A 22218-nucleotide genomic window follows, 5' to 3' on the forward strand; every position below is an offset into this window, starting at 1 on the left:
GTGGGCAACGGCCTGCGGTTGCGCCGCTTGCCCGGGGACGGTCACCGCAGGCCTGAGCGACGCCGGTGCGGCGCGCCTCAGGCCCGCGGCGTGCCGCTGTGGGCGCTGGAGGAGGCCTTGCGGTGGTGGCTCTTGCCGGCTCGGGCCACATGCTGGGTGCCGGCCTTCTGGGCGGAGGCGCGGTGAGCGCTGCCGGTGTGGGAGGCGGTGCGGGTCGAGCCCTTGGCCGAGCTCCTGGCGGCGACCGGGTGGCGGGTCTGCGTGCCGGCCTTGCCGTGGGCCTTGGCCGTTCCGGCCTGCGCCACGTGGCTGTGGCCGCTGGCATGGGGCGACTTGACGCCGCTCTTGTGCACGTGGGCCTGGGCCACCTGGTGCTGCTGGCCGTGCGGCTTGGCCACGGCGTGCTGACCCGCATGTTTGGAGGTGGGATGGCTGGCGTGCCGATGCACCGGCGGTGATGCTTCCGCCGAGGCTTGGGCAGGCAGGGTCCGGGCCTGGGCGATCGGGCTGAGGGTCCACACCAGGGCACCGATCAGGGCGATCAGGGTGTGGCGGGGCAGGGCAGGGTGACGCATGGGACGCATCCAGAGAGAAGGGCCGACCACATTTTGCCCTCAGTCAGCTACCCACAGGAATTCGAATGCCTCTGCGGGGGGCTGTCGGTGCGCTCAGACGATGCTGCCAAACGCATGCATCAGCAGCAGCATCGGAACCAAGATCACCAGCGCCACGACGCCGACAGCGAGCCCTGTGGATTTCGCACCGGAGATCTCGGTGCGCTGGATGTGCTGTACGTCTTCATCCCTCAGTTGGATTGTCGATGTCTGCCCCGGGATTTTGCCTTCGATGGTTTCCGGATGCAGCTCGGTGATCTGCATGTCCAGCACGCGCCCATCCACCGTCGTCACGGAGATCTTGTCTCCGAGGTGCAGATCGTCCTGCCTGCCATACAGCGAGGGCTTCTCGGACTGGCCCAGCGGCACCGGTCGCACAGTGGTGCACGCCACTAGGCTCGTGGTGACCAGAAGCACGGTCAGGCGGCGAAAGAGGGACTTAAAGAAGGCAAGTGAAGCGGGCATTGGCCACGGTCCTGTCGGAGGAAAAGTGGTGACGAGGGTACGACACGGGCTCCCGGCTGACCCTCCCTAAGCCACGGTCCTGTGGACTCAGCGCCCGCCGCCGCGGGGCCCCCGGGCCGGGCCGGGGCGCTGGTCGCTCGGACGGGCTCTCGCTCCGCGGCCGGTGTTGGGTCGGCTGCCCGTTTCACGCGGGGGCAGGCCGGTGTGCTGGGTCAGGATCTGGCCCTTCACCGGCGGCTTGCCGGCCGGCTTGGCACCGCCCTTGGCTGGTCCGGGCGTGGAGTTGCTGCGCCGCGCGCTCTGGTAGCTGCCGTCGGTGCTGGGCTGCCAGGTCGGAATCAGGTGGTGCTTGCCGTTGCCGATCAGGTCGGCGCGGCCCATGGCCTTCAGGGCCTCGCGCAGCAGCGGCCAGTTGTTGGCGTCGTGGTAGCGCAGGAAGGCCTTGTGCAGGCGGCGGCGTTTCTCGCCGCGCACGATGTCCACCTTCTCGCCCTTGCGCGCGTCGCGGCTGATGCCCTTGAGCGGGTTCAGGCCGGAGTGGTACATGGCCGTGGCGGTGGCCATGGGGCTGGGGTAGAAGGTCTGCACCTGGTCGGCGCGGAAGCCGTTGCGCTTCAACCAGAGCGCCAGGTTCATCATGTCCTCGTCGCTGGTGCCCGGGTGGGCGGCGATGAAGTAGGGGATCAGGAACTGCTGCTTGCCCGCCTCGGCGCTGTACTGGTCGAACATGGCCTTGAAGGCATCGTAGGTGCCGATGCCGGGCTTCATCATCTTCGACAGCGGGCCGCCTTCGGTGTGCTCCGGGGCGATCTTCAGGTAGCCGCCCACATGGTGCTGCACCAGCTCCTTGACGTACTCGGGCGACTTGACCGCCAGGTCGTAGCGCAGGCCCGAGCCGATCAGGATCTTCTTGATGCCCTTGAGCGCCCGCGCCCGGCGGTAGATCTTCACCAGCGGGGCGTGGTCGGTGTTCAGGTTGGGGCAGATGCCGGGGTAGACGCAGCTGGGCTTGCGGCAGGCGGCCTCGATCTCGGGGCTCTTGCAGCCCAGGCGGTACATGTTGGCGGTGGGGCCGCCCAGGTCGGAGATGACGCCGGTGAAGCCCTTGACCTTGTCGCGGATCTCCTCGACCTCGTGGATGATCGAATCTTCCGAGCGGCTCTGGATGATGCGGCCTTCGTGCTCGGTGATGGAGCAGAAGGTGCAGCCGCCGAAGCAGCCGCGCATGATGTTCACGCTGAAGCGGATCATCTCCCAGGCCGGGATCTTGGTCGCGCCGTCGTGGCTGCCGTGTTCGTCGGCATAGGCCGGGTGCGGCCCGCGCGCATAGGGCAGGTCGAACACATGGTCCATCTCGGCCATGGCCAGCGGCAGCGGCGGCGGGTTGATCCACACATCGCGCAGGGCCGGGCCTTCGCCGTGGCGCTGCACCAGGGCTCGGGCGTTGCCGGGGTTGGTCTCCAGGTGCAGCACGCGGCTGGCGTGGGCATAGAGCACCGGGTCGCTCTTGACCTGCTCGTAGGCTGGCAGGCGGATCACGGTGCGCTCGCGCGGGGTGGTGATGGCGCGGCCCTCGGTCTTGGCCAGCGGCTGGCGCACGATGCGGATGGGCTGCGCTGCCGGGGTCGGTGCGTCCGAGGTGGCCGTCGCATCCTGGGCCTGGGCACAGGCCACGCCCTCGGCGGCGGCCTGCTCCTCGGAGGTCAGGTAGGGGTTGAGCAGGGCGTCGATCTTGCCCGGGGCGTCCACCTCGCTGCTGTCGATCTCGTACCAGCCGGCCAGCGCCGGGTCGTCCGGCTTGCGCAGGAAGGCCGTGCCGCGCACGTCGGTGATGCTCTCGATGGGCTTGCGCTGGGCCAGGCGGTGGGCGATCTCCACGATGGCCCGCTCGGCGTTGCCGTACAGCAGCAGGTCGGCCTTGCTGTCCACCAGGATGGAGCGGCGCACCTTGTCGCTCCAGTAGTCGTAGTGGGCGATGCGGCGCAGCGAGGCCTCGATGCCGCCGATCACCACCGGCACATCCTTGAACGCCTCCCGGCAGCGCTGGGTGTAGACCAGGGTGGCGCGGTCGGGCCGCTTGCCGGCCACGCCACCGGGCGTGTAGGCGTCGTCACTGCGGATCTTCCGGTCCGCGGTGTAGTGGTTGATCATCGAATCCATGTTCCCGGCGGCCACGCCGAAGAACAGGTTGGGCCGGCCCAGCGCACGGAAGGCGTCGGCCGAGCTCCAGTCCGGCTGGGCGATGATGCCCACGCGAAAGCCCTGCGCTTCCAGCACCCGGCCGATCACCGCCATGCCGAAGCTGGGGTGGTCCACATAGGCATCGCCGCTGACGATGATGATGTCGCAGCTGTCCCAGCCCAACTGCTCCATCTCCTTGCGGCTCATGGGCAGGAAGGGCGCAGGGCCGAAGCGCTTGGCCCAGAAGGGCCGGTAGGCCGTCAGGGCCTTGGGCTTGACGGGGGCGCGGACGGAACCGGCAGGGGGGGCGTCGAGGGTGATGGACACGGCGGCAGCGGGTGCAGGCCCGGGACGGTGGGACCGGACAAACCAGGAAAACGGGAATCGGGGCGGAAAAGCCGAAAGCCGGGCGGGCCCCAAGGCCTCGTCCGGCGAAACAGCCCCTATTGTCCCTGCTGATGGCCGGCCGCGCGATAACCCCACCGGGCGTCCGGCGAAGGATGTCACGGACCAGGCTCAACCCATGTCGAACTGCTGCACGACGCCAAGCCACCCACCCTGAGTGACTTGAAGCTCGACGTACTGGTCGGCCGTGACCTGCCCGATGACCCGGCGCCAAAACGCTTGCGCGGGCAGATTGGCTGGCATCTGGCCGACTTCCCATGGGCCAGGGTGGCTGGACAGGACGTGCCGCGCCAGCGCCGACCCCACTCCAGTGCGCCGATGTTTTTTGAGGACGAAGAACTGCTCCATCCAGCATCCATCGGTCCGGGTGACCGCTGCTGGAGCCACCAGCGCAAAACCCGCGAAGTGCCCATTGACCAGCGCCACGTGCGCATGAGAACGCCTGCCTTCCCGGTGGCGCGTGAGGTCGTATCCGTACCTGCCGCTGGAATCCAGGTCCTGATCCCAGATGTCAGAGAGCTCGTATTGGTACAGCTCCAGCATCTGCGCGATGGCAGGAAATTCCTCGGGCTTGGCGATTCGGTACTCAGTGGACAGGTCGGCCATTCGTCTGTGGGGAGCGTTGCTACGGGCGATCCAGCAGGCAGTCCAAGCACGAAGCCGGGGAAGACCGTGAACTGTGGTGCTGCGAAGGAATCAGGGGTGATGTTTTGGGCCTTCCCTGGTGATTGCTGCGCTCTTGCCGGTTGGAATTGTTCCCCATGTGTCCCATCGCCACTCCTCTTTGGCGGCAAGATGGAGTTGCTCCGCAATTTCATGAATCGCCATCTTGGGGCCTTCAATGCTCCACTGGTCCCAGGGGTCCCATTCGCATTTGAGCTTGATTCCCTGGCGCTTCAGTCGAATACAGTCGTAATCAATTCCGGCATCCATGCCCCCGTAGCGCGCATAAGTTGCCCAACCCATCCGCTCAAGCTGCACGATGATGCTTGCGAAATCCTCATTCCCAATTGGATAAAGGGTGGAGCGGTCGCGCAAATGAAATTGCCATCTGGCGAGTTTGCGCATCAGATCCGCGACGAATTTCATGGCCATCGGTGCCTGTCATAGAACCTTGTCTGAGGATTCTGTGTCGTGGGTTCAGCGTCCAAACAGCCCCTTGATCATCTGCCCCACGCCTTCCACCACGCCGCCCACGCTCACGCCCAGGGCCTGGGCCAGGCCGGTGGCAAAGCGTTGGGCCAGGCTGTCATTGACCGAGAAGTTCGGGTCGTCCAGCCGGCCGTCGAGCGTGAAATGCACCTCGATGCGGCCTTTGTCGGCCAGGGTGTTGAGCATGGCCTGGCGGCCGGCGGCGCCAAAGCGGTCCCACCAGCCGCTGCCGTGGCCCAGCTCCAGCCCGGTCAGGGTCACGGTGCCGGGGGCATGCAGGTGGTTGGCCTTCACCGTGGCCTGCAGGTTCAGGTCCAGCCGGCCCTGACGCACGCCGCCCGCGTTCACCGTCAGCAGGTAGGGTTGCAGCACCCGCAGGTCCACGCCCTTCACCTGGGCCTGGATGCGGGCATCGTGACTGGCGGGGGTGAATTCACCCTGCAGGTTCAGGGTGCCGTCCTGCGGCGCCGGGGCCTTGGCGCCGCTGTTTTGATTTCCGCCGCGGACGCTGGCCTGCAGTTCCAGGTCGATGGCCTGGTCCAGCGCCGGCAGGTGCAGGTTGCCCACCTGGGCCGCCAGATCGGCCAGCTGCACATGGTGGGGCTGGCGCAGCGCGGGTCGGAAGGAGTCGTCGTACAGATCCACCTGCACCCGGCGCAGGACGATGGTGTTGATCACCAGCGCGTCGCCCACATGGCCCCTGACGCCCGCCTGGCCTGCGGATGCGTTGGCCGACGCCGCCGAGGCCGGGGTTGCGGACACCTTGCGGGTGGCCGCGTGGGCGGGTGGGGGCTCGGCCGCCGGGGTGTCCAGCAGGCCGGGCAGCAGGCGCAGCTTGCCCTGGCGGTTGCGCAGCAGGCTGATGTGGCCATCTTCCACCTCGATGCGGCGGATGCGCCAGGGGCCGGACCACAGGCTGTCGAGCGCCGGCTGCAGCCAGATGCGCTGGGCCGAGAGCTCCTCGGCATCGGGCCAGCCCGCTTCGGCCGCCAGGTGCAGGCCGCTCACCGTGACCCCGCTCCAACCCACGGTGATGGCCTGGACCTCGGCCCGTGGCCCCAGCGCGGCCATCAGCCGCGCCCGCAGCTGCTGCAAGGCCAGTTGCCAGGTCCCCCACGCCACTCCGATCAACACCACCCCGATGAGGGCCGCCGCCCAGGCGCGGCGCTTTGTCCTCGACATCTGCATGGGGCCGATTGTCCCCAAGCCGGGGACCCGGCCGGGCCGGCCGCGAGAATGACCGCATGGATTCACTGAACGCCACCCCCGCTGCCGCTCGCAGCGTGTTCCCGCCCTTGCCCTGCGCGCTCGCGGCGCTGCCGCTGCTGGGGGTGGACTTTTCCAGTGCCCCCAGCCGTCAGAAGCCGGTGGTGCTGGCCGGGGGGCGACGCAGCGGGGCCGTGGTGAAGCTCGATTCGATCGAGCGATTCAGCACCTTGCCGGCCCTTGCCCGAGCGGCTGTCCGCGCCCCGCCCCTGGCTGGGCGGCTCGACCTGCCTTTCGGTCTGCCGCGCCCCCTGCTGGAGGCCTGGGGCTGGCCGCTGGACTGGGCCGAGGCGATGAGCCGCTATGTCCGGACGCCGCGGCCCGAGCTGCAAGCGGCCTTCGCGGCCTTCTGCGCGGCCCGGCCGGTGGGGCAGAAGTTCGCCCACCGGGTGTGTGACGGGCCGGCGGGAGCCTCGCCCAGCATGAAATGGGTGAACCCGCCGGTGGCCTGGATGATGCACGCGGGCGTGCCGCTGCTGCGCGCCGCGGGGGTGACCCTGGTGGGCCACGCCGCCGGGGACCCGGCGCGGCTGGCGCTGGAGGCCTACCCGGGCCTGCTGGCGCGGGCCGTGCTGGGCCGGCGCAGCTACAAGAGCGACGAGAAGGCCAAGCAGACGCCGGAGCGGCTGATCGCCCGCAAGGATCTGGTGGATGCACTGGAGCAGGGCCGCCAGCCCTGGGGCCTGCGGTTGAGGCTGTCGCACGCCCAGCGCGAGGCCCTGGTGGAGGATGCGCGCGGCGACACGCTGGACGCGGTGCTGTGCCTGCTTCAGGCCGCCTGGGGGGCGGGCCAGCCGCGGGGCGGCTGGCCGGAGGATGCCGATGCCCTAGAAGGGTGGATCCTGGGGGCCGGCGCCGTGCCGGCCCTGTGAGGCCGCGACGGGCTCAGTGGGTGCTCAGTTGGTGCTCAGGTTGATCGAGCCGATGCCGTCTGTGGTGACCTCGCTCGCCGTGATCGTGGCCCTGCTGCCGATGGCGCCGCTTGCGTCGATGGCCACGCAGTCCTTCTCGGAATAGCTGCCACCGCCGACATAGCCCTCCTGATTGTTCATGCAGAAATAGACCTGACCGTTCTGGGACTCCAGGCTCCAGCCGAGGGTGCCCGTGGCCAGCAGCGCCGCGCCTGCGGTGCAGCTTGCATAGACGCTGTAGCTGGCCAGTGAGCCTTGGTTGCCGATCCTGGCGTAGGCCACCGGCAGCGCAGGCTGGGCGCCCACCTGGCAGTAGCCATCGCTGTCCACGCTGCCCATGTAGAGCAGGTTGGCATCCAGGTACTGGCTGGTGACCGTGGTGGTTTGGGAGCCGGCCACGGTGACGCTCATGGTGTTCTTGAGCACATGGGCGTTCAGGCCATTGGCCGGAAAGGTGGCATCAGCTGCGGCCTGCAGGCTCAGCGTGGCGGTGGTGGGGTAGCTGGCGCTGCCGCCCGCCGCGGCTTGATAGGTGGTCGTGCCGCTGAGCGCCCAGTTGTGGGGGCCCGCGCTGTAGAGGTTGGCCCAGGCGGCCTGCGTCGCATAGGAGGTGGTGGAGCCAGCGTCTTCGCTGCTGCCGCCGCCGCAGGCACTCAGGACAGCGGCGCTCAGCACCGCCAAGGACAAACTGCAGAAATGTTTCATGGGCCCTCCCTGGGCGCCTGTTCAAGGAAGGCCCGATGCTAGCGCTGCAGGATGCCTCAGACCTTGGGCCGCATCAGGGTACTTTTGCCGAACAGGCTTTCGATGAGGTCCACCGCGACCTGGGCGGTCTTGTTGCGCACATCCAGGGCCGGGTTCAGCTCGACCACGTCCAGGCTGCCCATGCGGCCGGTGTCGGCAATCATTTCCATGCACAGCTGGGCCTCGCGGTAGGTCGGGCCGCCGGGCACGGTGGTGCCCACGCCGGGGGCGATCTCCGGGTCCAGGAAGTCCACGTCGAAGCTCACATGCAGGTGGGTGTTGGCGTCCAGCGTGGCCAGGGCCAGCTCCATGGCGTGGCGCATGCCCATCTCGTCGATGTAACGCATGTCGAACACTTCCAGGCCCTGCTCGTGGACGAAGCGCTTTTCGCCCGGGTCCACACTGCGGATGCCGATCTGCCGCACCCACTTGGGGCTGATGGCGGGCACCTGGCCGCCGATCTCGATCAGTTCCCGGGGCCCGAAGCCGCACAGGCAGGCCACCGGCATGCCGTGGATGTTGCCGCTGGGGGTCAGGGCGCTGGTGTTGAAGTCGGCGTGGGCGTCCAGCCACAGCACGCGCAGCTTCTTGCCGGTGTCGCGGCAGTGGCGGGCCACCGCGCTGATGGACCCCAGGCCTAGGCAGTGGTCCCCGCCCAGCAGGATGGGCATGCGGCCGTCGCTGAGTTCCTCGTACACGGCGTCGTGCACCAGGCGGTTCCAGGCCGCCACCTCGGGCAGGTGGCGGTAGCCGTCGGTGGGGGGCAGCCAGGGGTTGGCCGGGCCGGAGAGGTTGCCCCGGTCCTTCACTTCCAGACCATGGCCTTCGAGGATGGGGCCGATGTTCGCCACGCGCAGGGCTTCTGGCCCCATGCTGGCGCCCCGCGCGCCGGCACCGATGTCGGTGGGCGCGCCAATGAGGGTGACTTTGTTCAGCATGGCGCGATTGTGCGTTGCCATGCCCGGTCTCACCAAGGTGGGGCTTCGCCCACCCCCTTGGACCTGGGGTGGGCTCTGGCCCTCAGCGGCCGCTGTTGTCCACGTTCGTGCGGCCGTCGAGGTGCAGGCCGTAGTCCTGCACCAGGGCGTCCCAGGCCTCTTCGGCGGTCTCGACGTAGCGGAAGAGCTTCAGGTCGTCGGCGTGGATCATGCCGGACTCGACCAGCCAGTCGAAGTCGATCAGCCGGGTCCAGAACTCGCGCCCGAACAGCAGGATGGGACGGCGCCGGCTCTTGCCGGTCTGCGTGAGCGTCAGGGTCTCGAACAGCTCGTCCAGCGTGCCGAAGCCGCCGGGGAAGCAGGCCAGCGCCACCGAACGCATCAGGAAGTGCATCTTGCGCAGCGCGAAGTAGTGGAACTGGAAGCACAGCTCCGGCGTGATGTAGGGGTTGGGCTCCTGCTCGTGGGGCAGCACGATGTTCAGGCCCACGCTCTTGCCCCCCACCTCGTGGGCACCGCGGTTGCCGGCTTCCATGATGCCGGGCCCGCCGCCGGTGCAGACGTAAATCGGGGTGGTCAGCTCGCGCGAGCGTTCGGTCACCAGGGCCGCGAAGCGGCGGGCCTCCTCGTAGAAGCCGCTCATGCGCTGGCGGGTCTCGGCCTGGCGCACCGCTTGTTCGTTGCCGCTGGCGCGGGCCTGCTCGAGCTGGGCCAGGGCCTGCTCGGGCGAAGGGATGCGGGCGCTGCCGAAGATGACGATGGTGTTCTGCACCCCCTGTTCCTGCTGCACCAGCTCGGGCTTGAGCAGCTCCAGCTGCATGCGCACGGGGCGCAGGTCGCGCCGCAGCAGGAACTCGTGGTCGGTGAAGGCCAGCTGGTAGCTGCTCTCCGGCCCGCCGTAGGGCGAGGGCGTCTTCTGCAGCGCGGCTTCCTCTTCGGCCGACGGGAAGCGGGGATCGGTCAGTTTGGGGGCCATGGTGGACAGCGTAGGAAAAAGGGTCAGTGGGCGGTGCCACACACCGGGCAGCCCGGTTGGCGGGGGATGCGGATCTCGTCCCAGCGCATGCGGCGGGCGTCGAGCATCTGCAGGCGGCCGGCCAGCGAGGTGCCGACGCCGGCCAGCAGCTTCAGGGCTTCGGCGGCCTGGGTGGCGCCGATGATGCCCACCAGTGGCGCGAACACGCCCATGGTGGCGCAGCGCACCTCCTCAGGCGGGGCGTCGGGCGGGAACAGGCAGGCGTAGCAGGGGGCCTCGGGCTGGCGGCGGTCGTAGACGCTGACCTGGCCATCGAAGCCGATGGCCGCGCCGCTGACCAGCGGGCGCCGGTGGCGCACGCAGGCGGCGTTCACCAGCTGCCGGGTCGCGAAGTTGTCGCTGCAGTCGAGCACCACGTCGGCCTGCGGCACCCATTGGTCGAGCAGGGCGGCATCGGCCCGTTGCACCAGCGCGTCGACCTGCGCCCCGGGGTTGAGCGCCTGGATGGCCGCAGCGGCCGAAGCCACCTTGGCCTGGCCGATGCGGTCCTGACGGTGGGCAATCTGGCGCTGCAGATTGGTCAGGTCGACCGTGTCGGGGTCGACCAGCGTGATGCGGCCGACGCCGGCGCTGCCCAGGTAAAGCGCCACCGGAGAGCCCAGGCCCCCGGCGCCGATGACCAGCGCATGAGCGGCCAGGAGCCGGTCCTGACCCTCGATGCCGATCTCGTCCAGCAGGATGTGCCGCGAATAGCGCAGCAGCTCGTCGTCGGTCACGCGCGGGTCGCCGTGGTCCCGGAAAACGTCAGTGGGCGGTGCTGGCGTCGGCCTTGCGCTCGGACATGTTCTTGCTGACCAGCACCGGCTTGCCCTGGAGCTGGTTGAGCGCCTGGGTCAGCTGGAAGTCGTCGCTGCTGCCGAACTCGGGCAGGGGTTTGACCGAGTTCTTGTCCTTGGCGAGCTGCTCCTCGAGCTTTTGCCGGGCTTGCTCGCGGGCCTTCTCGCGGTCGGCATCTTCCTTGGCCTCAGGGCCGTTGACCAGATGCTTGTCGAGGTCGGCTTCGCGGGTGCGCAGGGCGGCAAACACATTGCCCTCGGCGGTCTCGTCGAGCCAGACATCGGGCACGATGCCCTTGGCCTGGATGGAGCGACCGCTGGGAGTGTAGTAGCGGGCGGTGGTGATCTTCAGCGCGGTGTCGGCCGAGAGCGGACGCACCGTCTGCACCGAGCCCTTGCCGAAGGTCTGGGCGCCCATCAGGGTGGCGCGCTTCTGGTCCTGCAGGGCACCGGCGACGATCTCGCTGGCCGAGGCCGAGCCTTCGTTGACCAGCACCACCATCGGCACCGTCTTCAGCGCGGCGGGCAGCTTCTTGAGCGGGTCGCTGCCGCCGCGGCGCATGTAGTCGTCCGGCGTGGCGCGGAAGGTGGCCTTGGATTCGGGGATCTGGCCGTTGGTGCTCACCACCACGGCATTGGCCGGCAGGAAGGCCGCGGCCACGGCCACGGCGCTTTCCAGCAGGCCGCCCGGGTCGTTGCGCAGGTCCAGCACCAGGCCCTTCATCTGCGGGTTCTGCTTGAACAGCTCGTCGAGCTTGCGGGCGAAGTCGTCCACCGTGCGGTCCTGGAACTGCGTGATGCGGATCCAGCCGTAGCCCGGCTCGATCATCTTGGCCTTCACGCTCTGGACGTGGATTTCCTCGCGGGTGATCGTGACCGGGAAGCTGCGGTTCTCGTTCTTGCGGAAGATGGTCAGCACGACCTTGGTGTTGGGCTCACCGCGCATGCGCTTGATGGCCTCGTCCATGGTCAGGCCCTTGACGGCCGTGTCGTCGATCTTGGTGATCAGATCGCCGGACTTCAGGCCGGCGCGGAAGGCGGGCGAGCCTTCGATCGGGGAGACGATCTTGACCAGGCCGTCTTCCATGCCGATCTCGATGCCCACGCCGACGAAGCGGCCGGAGGTGCCTTCGCGGAATTCCTTGTAGGACTTCTTGTCGAAGTACTGGGAATGCGGATCCAGCCCGGCGACCATGCCGGAGATGGCATCGGTGATCAGCTTCTTCTCATCGACCGGCTCGACGTAGTCGGTCTTGATCATGCCGAACACGGCCGCCAGCTGCTGCATTTCTTCCAGCGGCAGAGGGCCATAACTGTTCCGGGCCTCGGCCGTGAACTGGATGGTGGTCAGCGCGCCGGCCACTGCTCCCATTGTGAGCAGACCCACCATCTTCAACTTGGCACCCATGTGTGACGTCCCGCTTTCTATGCACGCAGGCGGCCAGTATAGAGCCGCCCACTGGCGATCAGACCCGGATTTGGCCGGAAAGTTGCAGGGAATTGGGGTCTTGCGGCATGCATTCAAGCGGCCTGGCGGGAAAGCGAGGACTCACGCGCAGCACCGGCCGGAGCGAGGTGTCCAGCGGGTGGTGCCCCCGGCAGGAATCGAACCTGCATCTGAGACTTAGGAGGTCCCCGTTCTATCCATTGAACTACGGCGGCATGCCAGCCCGCGATTGTGACATGCGGCGGCGCGCGGCTCAGTCCCAGCGCCAGGACCAGATCGCGTCGATGGCGTTGTCCTCACCCGACTGGGCCCGCAGGGTGAAACGCTGGGCCACGCGGTAGATGAGCTGCCAGTTGCCGGCCGCGGCGTTGATGCTGCGTTCGTAGCCCACATACCAGCGGTTGCTGAGCTGCTTGCCCACGTTGAAGATGGTGGACTGCACCGTGGCACCGGAACTGGTGGTGCTGGTGTCGTGGCGCATGCCGAAGTCGGTCAGACCGATGGCGCCCAGCACCTTGTCGGTGGGGCTCTCGCCGTCGCCGGCCAGCAGGGCCAGGGCGGCGCGCTGCAGCAGGGCGGTGTCGGCTTCGCCCAGGTTGTCGGGCGCGCGGCCCATCACCAGCCAGCTCAGGCGCTCGGTGTCGCTCATGTCGGTGTCGCTGGCCAGCCGCACCCGCGGGTTGAGCGCCGTGCCGGTGATGGCCACACCGACGTTCACGTCCAGGTTGGGCCGCACGGCGTAGATGTCCAGCCGCGGGTCGTCCAGCGGGCCGCCGAACATGATCTCGCCGCGTTCGATGCGCAGGTTCTGGCCATAGGCCTTGTAGGTGCCTCGCACGGTGCGCACCGTGCCATTGAGCGCCAGGCGGCCCTGTGGGTTGCTCAGCTTGAGCGTGCCCTGCAGCGAGGTGTCGATGCCCCGTCCCTTCAGGCGCAGCTGCTTGCCCAGGTCCAGGGCCAGATTCAGCCGGGTGGTGCGCTTGGGGGCGTTGCCATTGCCGTCCTGGCTGCTGGCGCTGGCGGTCTGGCTGCCGGCCAGGACGACGTCGTCCGACAGGGACGGCCCATCCCCATGGCTCAGGTCGATCAGGCCCTCGTCCACGCCGATCTGCCCATCCAGGGCCAGCAGGTCGCGGTCCAGCTTCAGGTTGGCCTGCCCGCTGGCGACGATGCGGCGGTCCAGCCGGCCGATGGCGCGGAAGTGCTGCGCCGCGATGGCGATCTGGGCCTGGGGATGTTCCCCCAGCTCGGCCTCGCCGGTGGCTTCGATCCAGCCGTCGCCTCCGCGCAGGCGCAGGGTGTCGAGATGGGCGTGGCTGCCTTCCAGCCGCAGCTTCAGGGTTCCTTCGCCGAGATCCACCCCTTGCAGGGCATTGCGCAGGCCCAGGCCCTGGCCGGTGGCCTGGCCGGAGACCTCCGGCGCCCCCCAGCGGCCGGTCACCAGGCCCTGGGCCTGGAGATTGCCGCCCAGGCGCCAGCCCGCGGGCACCCAGGACGCCCAGGCGCCCAGGCTGGCCACCTGCAGGCTGAAGCTGCCCTGCAGGCTGGCCTGTGGGTCGGGCCACAGGCGCTCGGGCGAGGTGTGGGCGGTCAGGGCGCCACCCAGCACCCCCAGGCGGCGACCGGCCAGGCCCTGGGTGAACTGCCAGGTCCCGTCATGGGCGCTCAGGGCCAGCCGCAGGTCGCTCAGCTCCAGGGGCAGGCGGCCGGGGGTGGACAGCAGACCGTCTTCGTCGATGCTCAGGTCGCCGCTCTGGCGTTCGAGCAGCAGGTCGAGGCTGAGTTGCCGGTCCCAGGCCAGGTCGATGTTGGCGCCAAGCTTCAGATCCCCGGCCCACATCATGTCGGGCTGGGCCTTGGCCAGCAGGGGCGCGACGTTCAGCGGGTCCAGGCGCGCCTTCAGCAGCAGGTGGGGCGGGTGGGCTTCGCTGCCCACCTGCCATTCGGCCTGGGACCATCGCAGGGCGGCGCCACCGGGCAGTTCCAGGGCGCCGGGTGACAGTGTGGCCTGGGCCAAGTCGCCCTGGGCCGAGCGGCGCAGCTCGGCCTGCACGCCCCGCAGAGCCAGCCAGGGCTGGCCGCTGCCGTCGGCGCTGCGCAGCAGGGCCTCGCCCAGGGTGCCCTGCCAGCGTCCGCCGTCGGCGTCGGCCCGCCAGTGGCCGTCCAGCTCGGCACTCAGCTGGGCCCGACCGCCGCCGCGGTTGCCCGCCAGGCGTTCCAGCCAGGCGGGTGGCCGCAGGCTGCTGTCGGCCCGCAGGCTCAGGTGGTGATCGTTCAGCGACCCCGCCAGCCGTGTCTCCAGATGGGTGATGCGTCGCTCGTCCTGCTGCAGTCCCTCCAGCTGCAGACCGATTTCCAACGGTGCCGTGGCTTGCAGTTGCCCCTGGCCCTGGAGCTTGAGTTGCTGGAGCTTCAGGGCTCCGGCCTGCAGCCCCGTCAGCTTGGCCTGGCCCTGCCAGGCCGCGGCGCGGTTCGGGCTGGATCCCGCGCTCGGCGGGGTCAGGCGGGCCTGGGCCTCCAACTGGCCGGCCTGGGGTGCCCAGGCCGACAGTGCCGGCAGCAGTTGGACCCAGGGTGCCAAGGCCTGGAGGTGCGGCAGCTTCAGGTCGACTTGCGCATTCGAGGCCTCGGGGGCCTGCAACTGACCCTGCCACTGGGCCTGCAGCCGGCCATCGTCGAGCTGCAGGTCGGCCTGGGCCTGCTGCTGCTCGCCCCGCTTGTCGATGTCCAGCCGCCCCTGCACGGGCACCCCGGCCATCACGCTGGGGTGCACCACCAGCTGCACCTGCCCGCGCAGGGCGTTCCAGACGGCCAGGGCGCCGGAGGGCAGTGCCTCCGGCAGGCTGCCCTGGGTGTCCAGGTCCATCAGCAGGCGCTGGGGGGCGCGCCGCCATTCGCTGTCGGGTTCACCGGGCCACCAGGTGCGCAGGTCCAGGTCCTGGACATGGCCCTGGGCCTTCCATTGCCACAGGGCGGACGGTTGGCGACGGGCCTCGCCCGCCAACCGAGCCTGGGCTTCACCGGCCGACAGTTGCACGGTGCGCAGCGTCACGGCATCCCGGGCGAACTGGCCGTCCAGCACCAGGCTGGCGGGCAGGCTGCTGCCCGCGTCGGTCTGCAGCGGGCCCTTGAGCTGCAGCGCCAGGGTCAGGCGTGGGGACTCGACGGCGGCGCCGGGCGTCTGCCCGGGGGCGGGCAGCGCGTCCAGGTGGGCGGTGAGCGGGCCGCTGAGCTTCAGGGCCGGCAGGCGCGGGTCCAGGGCGGCCGGCAGCCACTGGCTGACTTGCAGCGTGAGGTCGGCCTGTCCCTGGCCAGAGGCGACCTGGTAGCGGCCCTCACCGGTCCAGCGTCCCGCGGGCCCCTGCGCATTGGCCCATTCCAGGGTCAGGTGGCTCAGGGTCAGGGCGGTCAGCGGCTGGGGGGTGCCGGCCAGCGACAGGCTGGCCGAGCGCAGGGGCAGCAGGCCCTGGTCCCAGCGGCCCGGGGCCTGGTTGCGGATGTCCAGCGTGGCCTCGGCCGGCCGGTCCAGCCCTGCGCTGTGCACGACGATTTCGGCATCCAGCCGGGTGCGGGGGGCCAGGCTGCTCAGGCTGGCCAGATCCAGGGCCTGGGTGCTGAGGGTGAGGGTGCCCAGCGGCCAGGCGTCGAAGGGCTTGAGCTCGGTCTTCAGTGCCGCATGGGGCGCCGGGCCCTGCGCATGGCCGGGCAGCCCGTCCAGCGTCGCTTGGGCCTGCAGATCCTTGAGCGGCCCCTGCAGCTGCAGGCTGGCCTGCCAGGGCAGGGTTTGTTCGCCCTGGGCCAGGCTGTGGGCCTGCACACGGGCGTCCACGCGCATGTCCCCGTGCGTGCCGATGCGGGCCTGGCCTTGCAGACTCAGGCGGTCGGTGGCCAGGTGTTGCAGGTTCACACGGTGCAGCTGCCCCTGCTCGGCACCCAGGGCCAATTGGGCCTGCAGGTCCAGCATGGGGGGAAGCTGGTCGATGTCCAGCCGCGCGATCCTCAACTGCTGAACCTCGATGTCCAGCGGCAGCCCCAGGTCGGTGGGGGGCGGGCTGGGCGGTTGGCCGGGGTGGGACTGCCAGCGCAGCGTCTGGGCCTGCACGCGGTCGGCGGCCAGATGCAGCCAGCTGCCAGCATGCGCGCTGGGCCGCGTGCGCAGGGCCTCCAGCCGCAGGTTCTCGATGTCCAGGGTGCCGCTGGACAGGGCCAGATGAAGCTGCCGGGCCTGGAACTGGCCGCTGGCCAGCGAGCCCCGGGCCCCGGTCACCGTCAAGCCGGGCACGCGGGCCAGGGCCCAGTCCAGACCGGCCTCGCTGCGCCAGACCCAGGTGCCCAGCCCACCCAGACCGAGCAAGGTGGCCGCGGCGATGGCGGCCGCGCCCAGGGCCAGGCCGCGGGCATGGCGGCGCGGGGCGGGCGGCGCAGCCTCGGGAGGCACTGCGGGCGGAGGATCGATGCGCGGCTCGGACATGGTCTGGCTCAGAAGGCGATGCCCACGTTCAGGTGGATGCGGCCGCGATGGTCTTCCTGGCCCCAGGCCCAGTCCACCGCCAGCGGGCCGACCGGGCTGCGCCAGCGCAAGCCCAGGCCGTAGCCCAGGGCCGGCTTGAGCTCGCTGATCTTGTCGGCCGCACGGCCTGCGTCAATGAACAGGGCGCCCCAGACCGAGGGCAGGCTGTCCGAGATCGGGTGGGCCACTTCGACGCTGCTGGTGAACAGCATGCGCCCGCCGGTGATGCCGCCATCCGGGGTGCTGGGGGCCAGGGTGCGGTAGGCGTAGCCACGCACCGAGTTGTCGCCGCCGGCCCGAAAGCGCAGGCTGTCGGGCACCTGCACGCCGTCCGGGGTGATCACCTTGCCCAGTTCCAGCCGGCCCTGGGTGTACCAGCCGCCCACCGGCCAGTACATGGTCAGCCGGCCATAGGCGCGGCCGAAGACGCCGCGGCGCGTGGCGCTGCCATCGGCCAGGCCGGAGCCGAACTGGGCGCTGAGCGTGTAGCCGGTCGTGGGCAGCAGCACGCTGTCGACCTTGCGCCAGGTGCGGTCGGTGTCGGCCGAGATGGCCTTGAGGGTGTCGCAGTTGATGTACAGCCCGCCATCGCGGGTGCATTCCTTGGAGGTGTCGAGTTCCAGGTAGTCCAGGCGCTCGACCACCGGGTGTTCGGTGGAGCGGCCCACGCGCAGGCGCTGCGAGATCACCATGTCATCGTCGGTGAACTGGCGGTCCACCTGGCCGCCCACGAGGTCGCGCTGCAGGTGCTCGTTGAGGTAGGTGGAGAGCTCACCGTTCCAGGACTGCTCGCTCTTGCCCCAGACGAACTTGTTGGTGGCCGTCAACGGGTAGCCGAACAGCTGGCGGTGCACATGCTCCAGGCTGGCCCGCGGGCCGGTGGAGGTGCTGATGCCCAACGCGGTGGTGGCGGTCTGCAGCTGCGACTCCTTCACCTGCACCAGCACGGTCGCGTGGGCCGCCTTGTCGGGGTCCGGGTCCATGCTGACCGTGACCTGGTCGAACAGGCCGGTCTTGCGCAGGCGTTCCTGGTAGTCCTGCAGCTTGGCCTCGGTCAGGGGGGCGCCCGGCGGCAGGCCGCTGAGGCGGCGGATGCGCTCCGGGTCATGACGCTGCAAGCCGCTGACCTGCACTTCTCCAGCCCGGTAGAGCGGGCCGCTGTCGGCCACCACGAAGATGCGGACCTGGTTGGTCTGCGGGTCCACCTCGGCGGCGGTACCGGCCCAGCTGGCGGCGCCGTAGCCGGCCGAGCGCAGGGCAGCGATGACAGCGGTCTTGGCATTGCCCCAGGCGTCTTCATTGAAGCGCGCGCCGGGCGGCAGTGCCCACTGCTGCTCGAGCCGCTGGCGCAGGGCTTTCGCCTCGGCCTGCCCTTCCTCGGCCAGGTCGTAGAGCTCCCCCTGGATCTGCAGGGTGACCCGCCCGACGCGCACGGAGGGGCCGGGCTCCAGCGTCAGCGTGACCTGCAGTGGCTGCCCACCGCCGCCTTCCAGCTGGGCAATGCGGGCCTGGGCATTGAAATACCCGGCCGTGCGGGCCAGGTCCTCGGCTTGGGCCGGGGCCGCGGCGATCAGGCGCGACCACTCGGCGTCGCTGAGGCTGCCGGCTTCGGGCAGTTTCAGGGCCCGGGCCAGATCCAGGTTGCCCTCCAGCAGCGACCGCAGCTCGCCTGGGGCTTGCACGGTCAGACGGGGCAGGGCGGCGGCTGGTGCGGGGGCCGCTTCGGTGGGCGCCGAGGCCGCTTCTTCGGGGGCGGACGCAGCCACCTCGGGCCCCGGGACCCCCGGCACCGGGGCCGAAGCCGCAGCCAGTGCGGGGGCGGGCGGCGCGACGGTGGCGTCCTCTGCCCGGGCGACGGCTGGCGCCAGGACCCAGGTCAGCAGCAGGGCCAGGCCGAAGTGGCTGAGCGGAGGCAAGAGGGCGCGGGTCAGCAGGGCCGGCTCCTCACTTGCTGAGCATGCGCATCGCGCCTTCCAGTCCGGCCAGCGTCAGCGGGAACATGCGCTGCTGCATCAGGCGCTGGACGATGGCGATGCTCTGCCGGTATTCCCACACCGCGGTGGGCTCCGGGTTGATCCAGACGAACTTGGGGAAGGCGTGGGTGAGGCGCTGCAGCCACTCGGCGCCGGCCTCCTCGTTGTTGTACTCGACGCTGCCGCCGCGCTGCAGGATCTCGTAGGGGCTCATCGTCGCGTCGCCGACGAAGATCAGCCGCCAGTCCTTGTTGTACTTGCGCAGCACCTCCCAGGTGGGGGTCTTCTCGTTGTAGCGGCGCCGGTTCTCCTTCCAGAGGAAGTCGTACACGCAGTTGTGGAAGTAGTAGAACTCCAGGTGCTTGAACTCGCTCTTGGCGGCCGAGAACAGCTCCTCCACCTGGGCCACGTGCTCGTCCATGGTGCCGCCTACGTCCATCAGCAGCAGCACCTTCACCTTGTTGTGGCGCTCGGGCACCATCTGGATGTCCAGCATCCCGGCATTGGCCGCGGTGGCACGGATGGTGTCGTCCAGCGCCAGTTCCAGGTCCGAGCCTTCGCGGGCGAAGCGGCGCAGCCGGCGCAGCGCCACCTTGATGTTGCGGGTGCCGATCTCGCGGCTGTCGTCGTAGTCGGCGAACTCGCGCTTGTCCCAGACCTTGACGGCGCTGCGCTGCCGGCCCGGCCCGCCGATGCGGATGCCGCGCGGGTTGTAGCCGCCGTGGCCGAAGGGGCTGGTGCCGCCGGTGCCGATCCACTTGTTGCCGCCCTCGTGGCGTTCCTTCTGCTCTTCCAGGCGCTTGGCCAGCGTCTTCATCAGCTCGTCCCAGCCCAGGGCCTCGATGGCGGCCTTCTCCTCGGGGCTGAGCTCCTTCTCCAGCACCTTCTTGAGCCAGTCCAGCGGGATCTCCTGGCCGAAGTCGGTCAGCAGCTCCACGCCCTGGAAGTAGGCGGCGAAGGCCTGGTCGAACTTGTCGAACTGGGCCTCGTCCTTCACCAGCGTGATGCGGGCCAGGTGGTAGAACTGGTCCACCGAGGGGCCGATCACCCCGGCACGCAGCGCTTCGAGCAGCGTGAGGTACTCCCGCACGGAGACGGGCAGCTTGGCAGCGCGCAGCGTGTAGAAGAAGTCGGTCAGCATGGGTGGGCCGGGCGGCGTTCAGCCGCCACGATGCGCATTGTGCCCGCGGGTCTTCTTGCCCGGCTTGTCCGCGCGCCGGGCCGGGTCATGGCGTTGCAGCCAGGCGAAGAACTCCTCGTACCAGAGCCGGCTGTTGCGCGGCTTGAGCACCCAGTGGTTCTCGTCCGGGAACCACAGCAGCCGGGCGTCCACGCCGCGCTGCTTGAGCGTGTTGTAGTAGGCCAGGCCCTGCTGATCGGGCACGCGGTAGTCCAGCGCGCCGTGGATGACCAGGGTGGGCGTGGCGAAGGCGCCCGCAAAGGTGTGCGGGCTTTGCGAGGCCACCTTGGCCGGGTCTTCCCAGTACCAGGCGCCCAGTTCCTTGGCGTGCCAGCTGAAGGCATCGTCGGCGAACATGGCGGTCCAGTCGTAGCAGCCGGCGTGGCAGACGTAGGCGGCGTAGCGCCCGGGCGCCACATGGCCGTTCATCCAGGCCACCATGTAGCCGCCGTAGCTGCCGCCGGTGGCGAACACGCGCTTCTTGTCCGCCCAGGGCTTCTTGAGCAGCCAGTCGGTGGCGGCCTCCACGTCCTGCAGTTCCAGCTCGCCCCAGCGGTGGGTAATCGAGTCCAGGAAGGCATGGCCGAAGCCCGAGGAGCCGTGGTAATTGACATTGACCACCACGTAGCCCTGGGCGGCGAACAGCTTCCAGCACCAGCGGTAATGCCAGCCGTCGCCCGGGCCGGTGTGCGGGCCGCCGTGGATGGTGTGCAGCACCGGGTGCTTCTTCTTCGGGTCGAAGTCTGGCGGAAAGTGCAGCCACATCTGCACCGGCTCGCCCAGCGCACCGGTGAACCACACCTCCTCGGTGCGGCCCAGGTCCAGCGGGGCCAACTGGGCGTCGTTGAAGGATTCGATGCGGCGGTCGGCCTCGCCCGGCCGGTGGGCGTGCAGGCGGGCGGGGTGCTCGGCCGTGTCGCACAGGCTCACCAGCGTGCCGGCGGCCTGGTCGAAGGCGCTGACGGTGCCGCCGGCCACCACCACCTCGGCCTGGCGGTCCGCCAGGTCGAAGCGCCAGAGGTGGCTGCGGCCCTTCTGCTCGGCGGTGAACAGCACGGCCTGGCCATCGGGCGTCCATTGCAGCGGGGCGTGCACCTCGTGGTCCCACTCGGCGCTCACCACCTGCCAGGCGGCGCCGCGCCGGTCCAGCACCGCCAGCTGGCAGGGCATGGTGTGCTTGAGGCCCTGGTGCGAGGCCCGGAAGGCGATGCGCTGGCCGTCCGGGCTGTAGCGCGGGGCGCTGCAATCCCAGTCGGCATCGCGCACCCGCTCGCGGAAGGTGTGCTTGCGCAGGTCCAGCTCCACCAGGGCGTTGCGCCCGTCGATGGACTTGGGCTGGCCCGGATCGAAGGCGAAGACGATGTGCCGGCCGTCGGGTGCGATGTCGAAGGTGCTGGCGTCGGGCTCGAAGCGGCTGAGCTCGTAGGCGCTGCCTTCGAACAGGTCGCTCACCTTGCCGCTGGCGAGGTCCATCACATGCAGGTGGGGCACGCGGCCCTGGGGCAGGTGGTGGTCCCAGAAGCGGTAGGCCATCTCGCTGGTGACGTAGCCGCTTTCCTTGCGCTCCTTGAAGGCCTTGAAGGCCTTGGCCTGGGTCTTGGCACCCTTGAGCTCGGGCCAGACCCAGCTGATAAAGGCGATGCGTTGGCCGTCCGGGAACCAGCGGAAGGCTTCGATGCCGGTGGCCACCTCGCCCACGCGGCGGGCCTCGCCGCCGTCGGGCGGGATGACATAGAACTGCGGCGTGGCGTCCTTCTGGCCCTGTTGCTCGCGCTGGGCCACGAAGCCGATCCACTGACCGTCCGGGCTGAAGCGGGGTTGGCCGTCCTTCTCGCCGCACTGGGTCAGGGCCCGGGGCTGGCCGCCCAGGGTGGACAGCAGCCAGAGCTGGCTGCGGGCCTTGTTCTCGGCCATGTCATGGGTGGTGACCGAGGCCACGGCCTGGGCTCCGTCGGGCGAGAGGCTGGGGGCGCCGAGGCGCGCCAGCTGCCAGAGGGTGTCGATGTCGAGCTTGTTGGGGTGCTTGCGGGAGGTCTTGGCCACGGGATCTCCGGTGGGGAACAAGAAGAAGGGTGGGGCGGGGTGGCCGCCCGCACCCGCGGCGGCTGCCGGGGTGCCTTGTCAGCGCGGTCGCGCCAGCAGCCAGTTCAGGTGGGCCTTCACCTCGGGCCATTCACCCGCGGCCAGGCTGTACATCACGGTGTCGCGCACGGTGCCGTCGCGCCGCAGCGCATGGTGGCGCAGCACGCCGTCCTTCTTCGCGCCCAGGCGCTCGATGGCGCGCTGGGAGGCGAAGTTGTAGTTGTCGGTGCGCCAGCCCACCAATTGCGCGCCCAAGGTCTCGAAGGCGTGGGTCAGCAGCAGCAGCTTGGCGGTGGTGTTGACGGCGCTGCGTTGTACCGAACGGGCGTACCAGGTCCAGCCAATCTCCAGCCGGTCGATGCCGGGCACGATGTCGTGGTAGCTGGTGCTGCCCAGCACGCGGCCACTGGCGCTGTCCAGCACGGCAAAGGGCAGGCGGTGGCCGGCGGCCTGGCCGGCCAGGGCGTTCTCGATGTAGGCCCGGGTCTGCTCGGGCTCGGGCACCGAGGTCACGCGCAGGGTCCAGAGTCGCCTCGCC

Annotated in this window: 17 protein-coding genes and 1 tRNA gene; 1 reads left to right on the forward strand and 17 read right to left on the reverse strand. The window is 69.7% G+C overall.

What is annotated here, in order from left to right:
* Window positions 1-77: 77 nt before the first annotated feature.
* The 6 genes from I73_RS14640 to I73_RS28075 form a co-directional block, all read right to left on the reverse strand.
* The gene (locus I73_RS14640; RefSeq protein ID WP_022981300.1) at window positions 78-575 is read right to left on the reverse strand and encodes a hypothetical protein; all 498 of its coding nucleotides are present in this window, start codon (window positions 573-575) and stop codon (window positions 78-80) included.
* Window positions 576-668: 93 nt separating this feature from the next.
* Window positions 669-1079 carry a hypothetical protein gene (locus I73_RS14645; RefSeq protein ID WP_022981301.1) on the reverse strand — a complete coding sequence of 137 codons (411 nt, stop codon included), beginning with the start codon at window positions 1077-1079 and terminating at the stop codon, window positions 669-671.
* A gap of 87 nt (window positions 1080-1166) precedes the next feature.
* Entirely contained in the window at window positions 1167-3587 is a 2421-nt protein-coding gene (locus I73_RS14650; protein WP_022981302.1) for a YgiQ family radical SAM protein, read from the reverse strand.
* A 189-nt stretch (window positions 3588-3776) separates the two neighbouring features.
* Window positions 3777-4271 (reverse strand): GNAT family N-acetyltransferase, encoded by a 495-nt coding sequence (locus tag I73_RS30960; protein WP_022981303.1) that lies wholly within the window; start codon window positions 4269-4271, stop codon window positions 3777-3779.
* Between the two features lie 90 nt (window positions 4272-4361).
* The gene (locus I73_RS32620) at window positions 4362-4760 is read right to left on the reverse strand and encodes a hypothetical protein (protein WP_148289801.1); all 399 of its coding nucleotides are present in this window, start codon (window positions 4758-4760) and stop codon (window positions 4362-4364) included.
* Window positions 4761-4805: 45 nt separating this feature from the next.
* A complete protein-coding gene (locus I73_RS28075) occupies window positions 4806-6005 on the reverse strand; it encodes a DUF748 domain-containing protein (RefSeq protein WP_083876757.1) in 1200 nt (399 codons plus the stop codon).
* A gap of 56 nt (window positions 6006-6061) precedes the next feature.
* On the opposite strand from I73_RS28075, the gene I73_RS14665 reads away from it, so the two are divergent.
* Window positions 6062-6955: a DUF429 domain-containing protein gene (locus I73_RS14665; protein ID WP_022981305.1), complete on the forward strand. Its 894-nt coding sequence runs from the start codon at window positions 6062-6064 to the stop codon at window positions 6953-6955.
* A gap of 24 nt (window positions 6956-6979) precedes the next feature.
* Here I73_RS14665 and I73_RS14670 read toward each other — a convergent pair whose 3' ends face one another.
* The 11 genes from I73_RS14670 to I73_RS14720 all read right to left on the reverse strand — a co-directional run.
* The gene (locus tag I73_RS14670) at window positions 6980-7699 is read right to left on the reverse strand and encodes a hypothetical protein (RefSeq protein WP_148289802.1); all 720 of its coding nucleotides are present in this window, start codon (window positions 7697-7699) and stop codon (window positions 6980-6982) included.
* Between the two features lie 56 nt (window positions 7700-7755).
* Window positions 7756-8676: an arginase gene (rocF, locus tag I73_RS14675; RefSeq protein WP_022981307.1), complete on the reverse strand. Its 921-nt coding sequence runs from the start codon at window positions 8674-8676 to the stop codon at window positions 7756-7758.
* An 82-nt stretch (window positions 8677-8758) separates the two neighbouring features.
* The gene (locus I73_RS14680) at window positions 8759-9652 is read right to left on the reverse strand and encodes an LOG family protein (protein WP_022981308.1); all 894 of its coding nucleotides are present in this window, start codon (window positions 9650-9652) and stop codon (window positions 8759-8761) included.
* 23 nt (window positions 9653-9675) lie between these two features.
* Window positions 9676-10428, reverse strand: a complete 753-nt coding sequence (locus I73_RS14685; RefSeq protein ID WP_022981309.1) for a molybdopterin-synthase adenylyltransferase MoeB — start codon at window positions 10426-10428, stop codon at window positions 9676-9678.
* Between the two features lie 28 nt (window positions 10429-10456).
* On the reverse strand, window positions 10457-11896 hold the full coding sequence (locus I73_RS14690; RefSeq protein ID WP_022981310.1) for a S41 family peptidase: 1440 nt from the start codon (window positions 11894-11896) through the stop codon (window positions 10457-10459).
* Window positions 11897-12075: 179 nt separating this feature from the next.
* Window positions 12076-12150, reverse strand: a tRNA-Arg gene (locus I73_RS14695).
* 38 nt (window positions 12151-12188) lie between these two features.
* Complete coding sequence (locus I73_RS34605; RefSeq protein WP_022981311.1) at window positions 12189-16406, reverse strand: translocation/assembly module TamB domain-containing protein; 4218 nt, start codon at window positions 16404-16406, stop codon at window positions 12189-12191.
* Window positions 16407-16414: 8 nt separating this feature from the next.
* Window positions 16415-18361 carry an autotransporter assembly complex family protein gene (locus tag I73_RS14705; RefSeq protein WP_022981312.1) on the reverse strand — a complete coding sequence of 649 codons (1947 nt, stop codon included), beginning with the start codon at window positions 18359-18361 and terminating at the stop codon, window positions 16415-16417.
* A gap of 28 nt (window positions 18362-18389) precedes the next feature.
* Entirely contained in the window at window positions 18390-19559 is a 1170-nt protein-coding gene (locus I73_RS14710) for a VWA domain-containing protein (RefSeq protein WP_022981313.1), read from the reverse strand.
* A gap of 18 nt (window positions 19560-19577) precedes the next feature.
* A complete protein-coding gene (locus I73_RS28080; protein WP_022981314.1) occupies window positions 19578-21641 on the reverse strand; it encodes a S9 family peptidase in 2064 nt (687 codons plus the stop codon).
* Between the two features lie 78 nt (window positions 21642-21719).
* The coding region (locus I73_RS14720) for a GNAT family N-acetyltransferase (protein ID WP_026096765.1) at window positions 21720-22218 on the reverse strand (499 nt) is incomplete at its 5' end.

This window comes from Ideonella sp. B508-1, from assembly GCF_000333615.1.
Taxonomy (GTDB): domain Bacteria; phylum Pseudomonadota; class Gammaproteobacteria; order Burkholderiales; family Burkholderiaceae_C; genus Ideonella.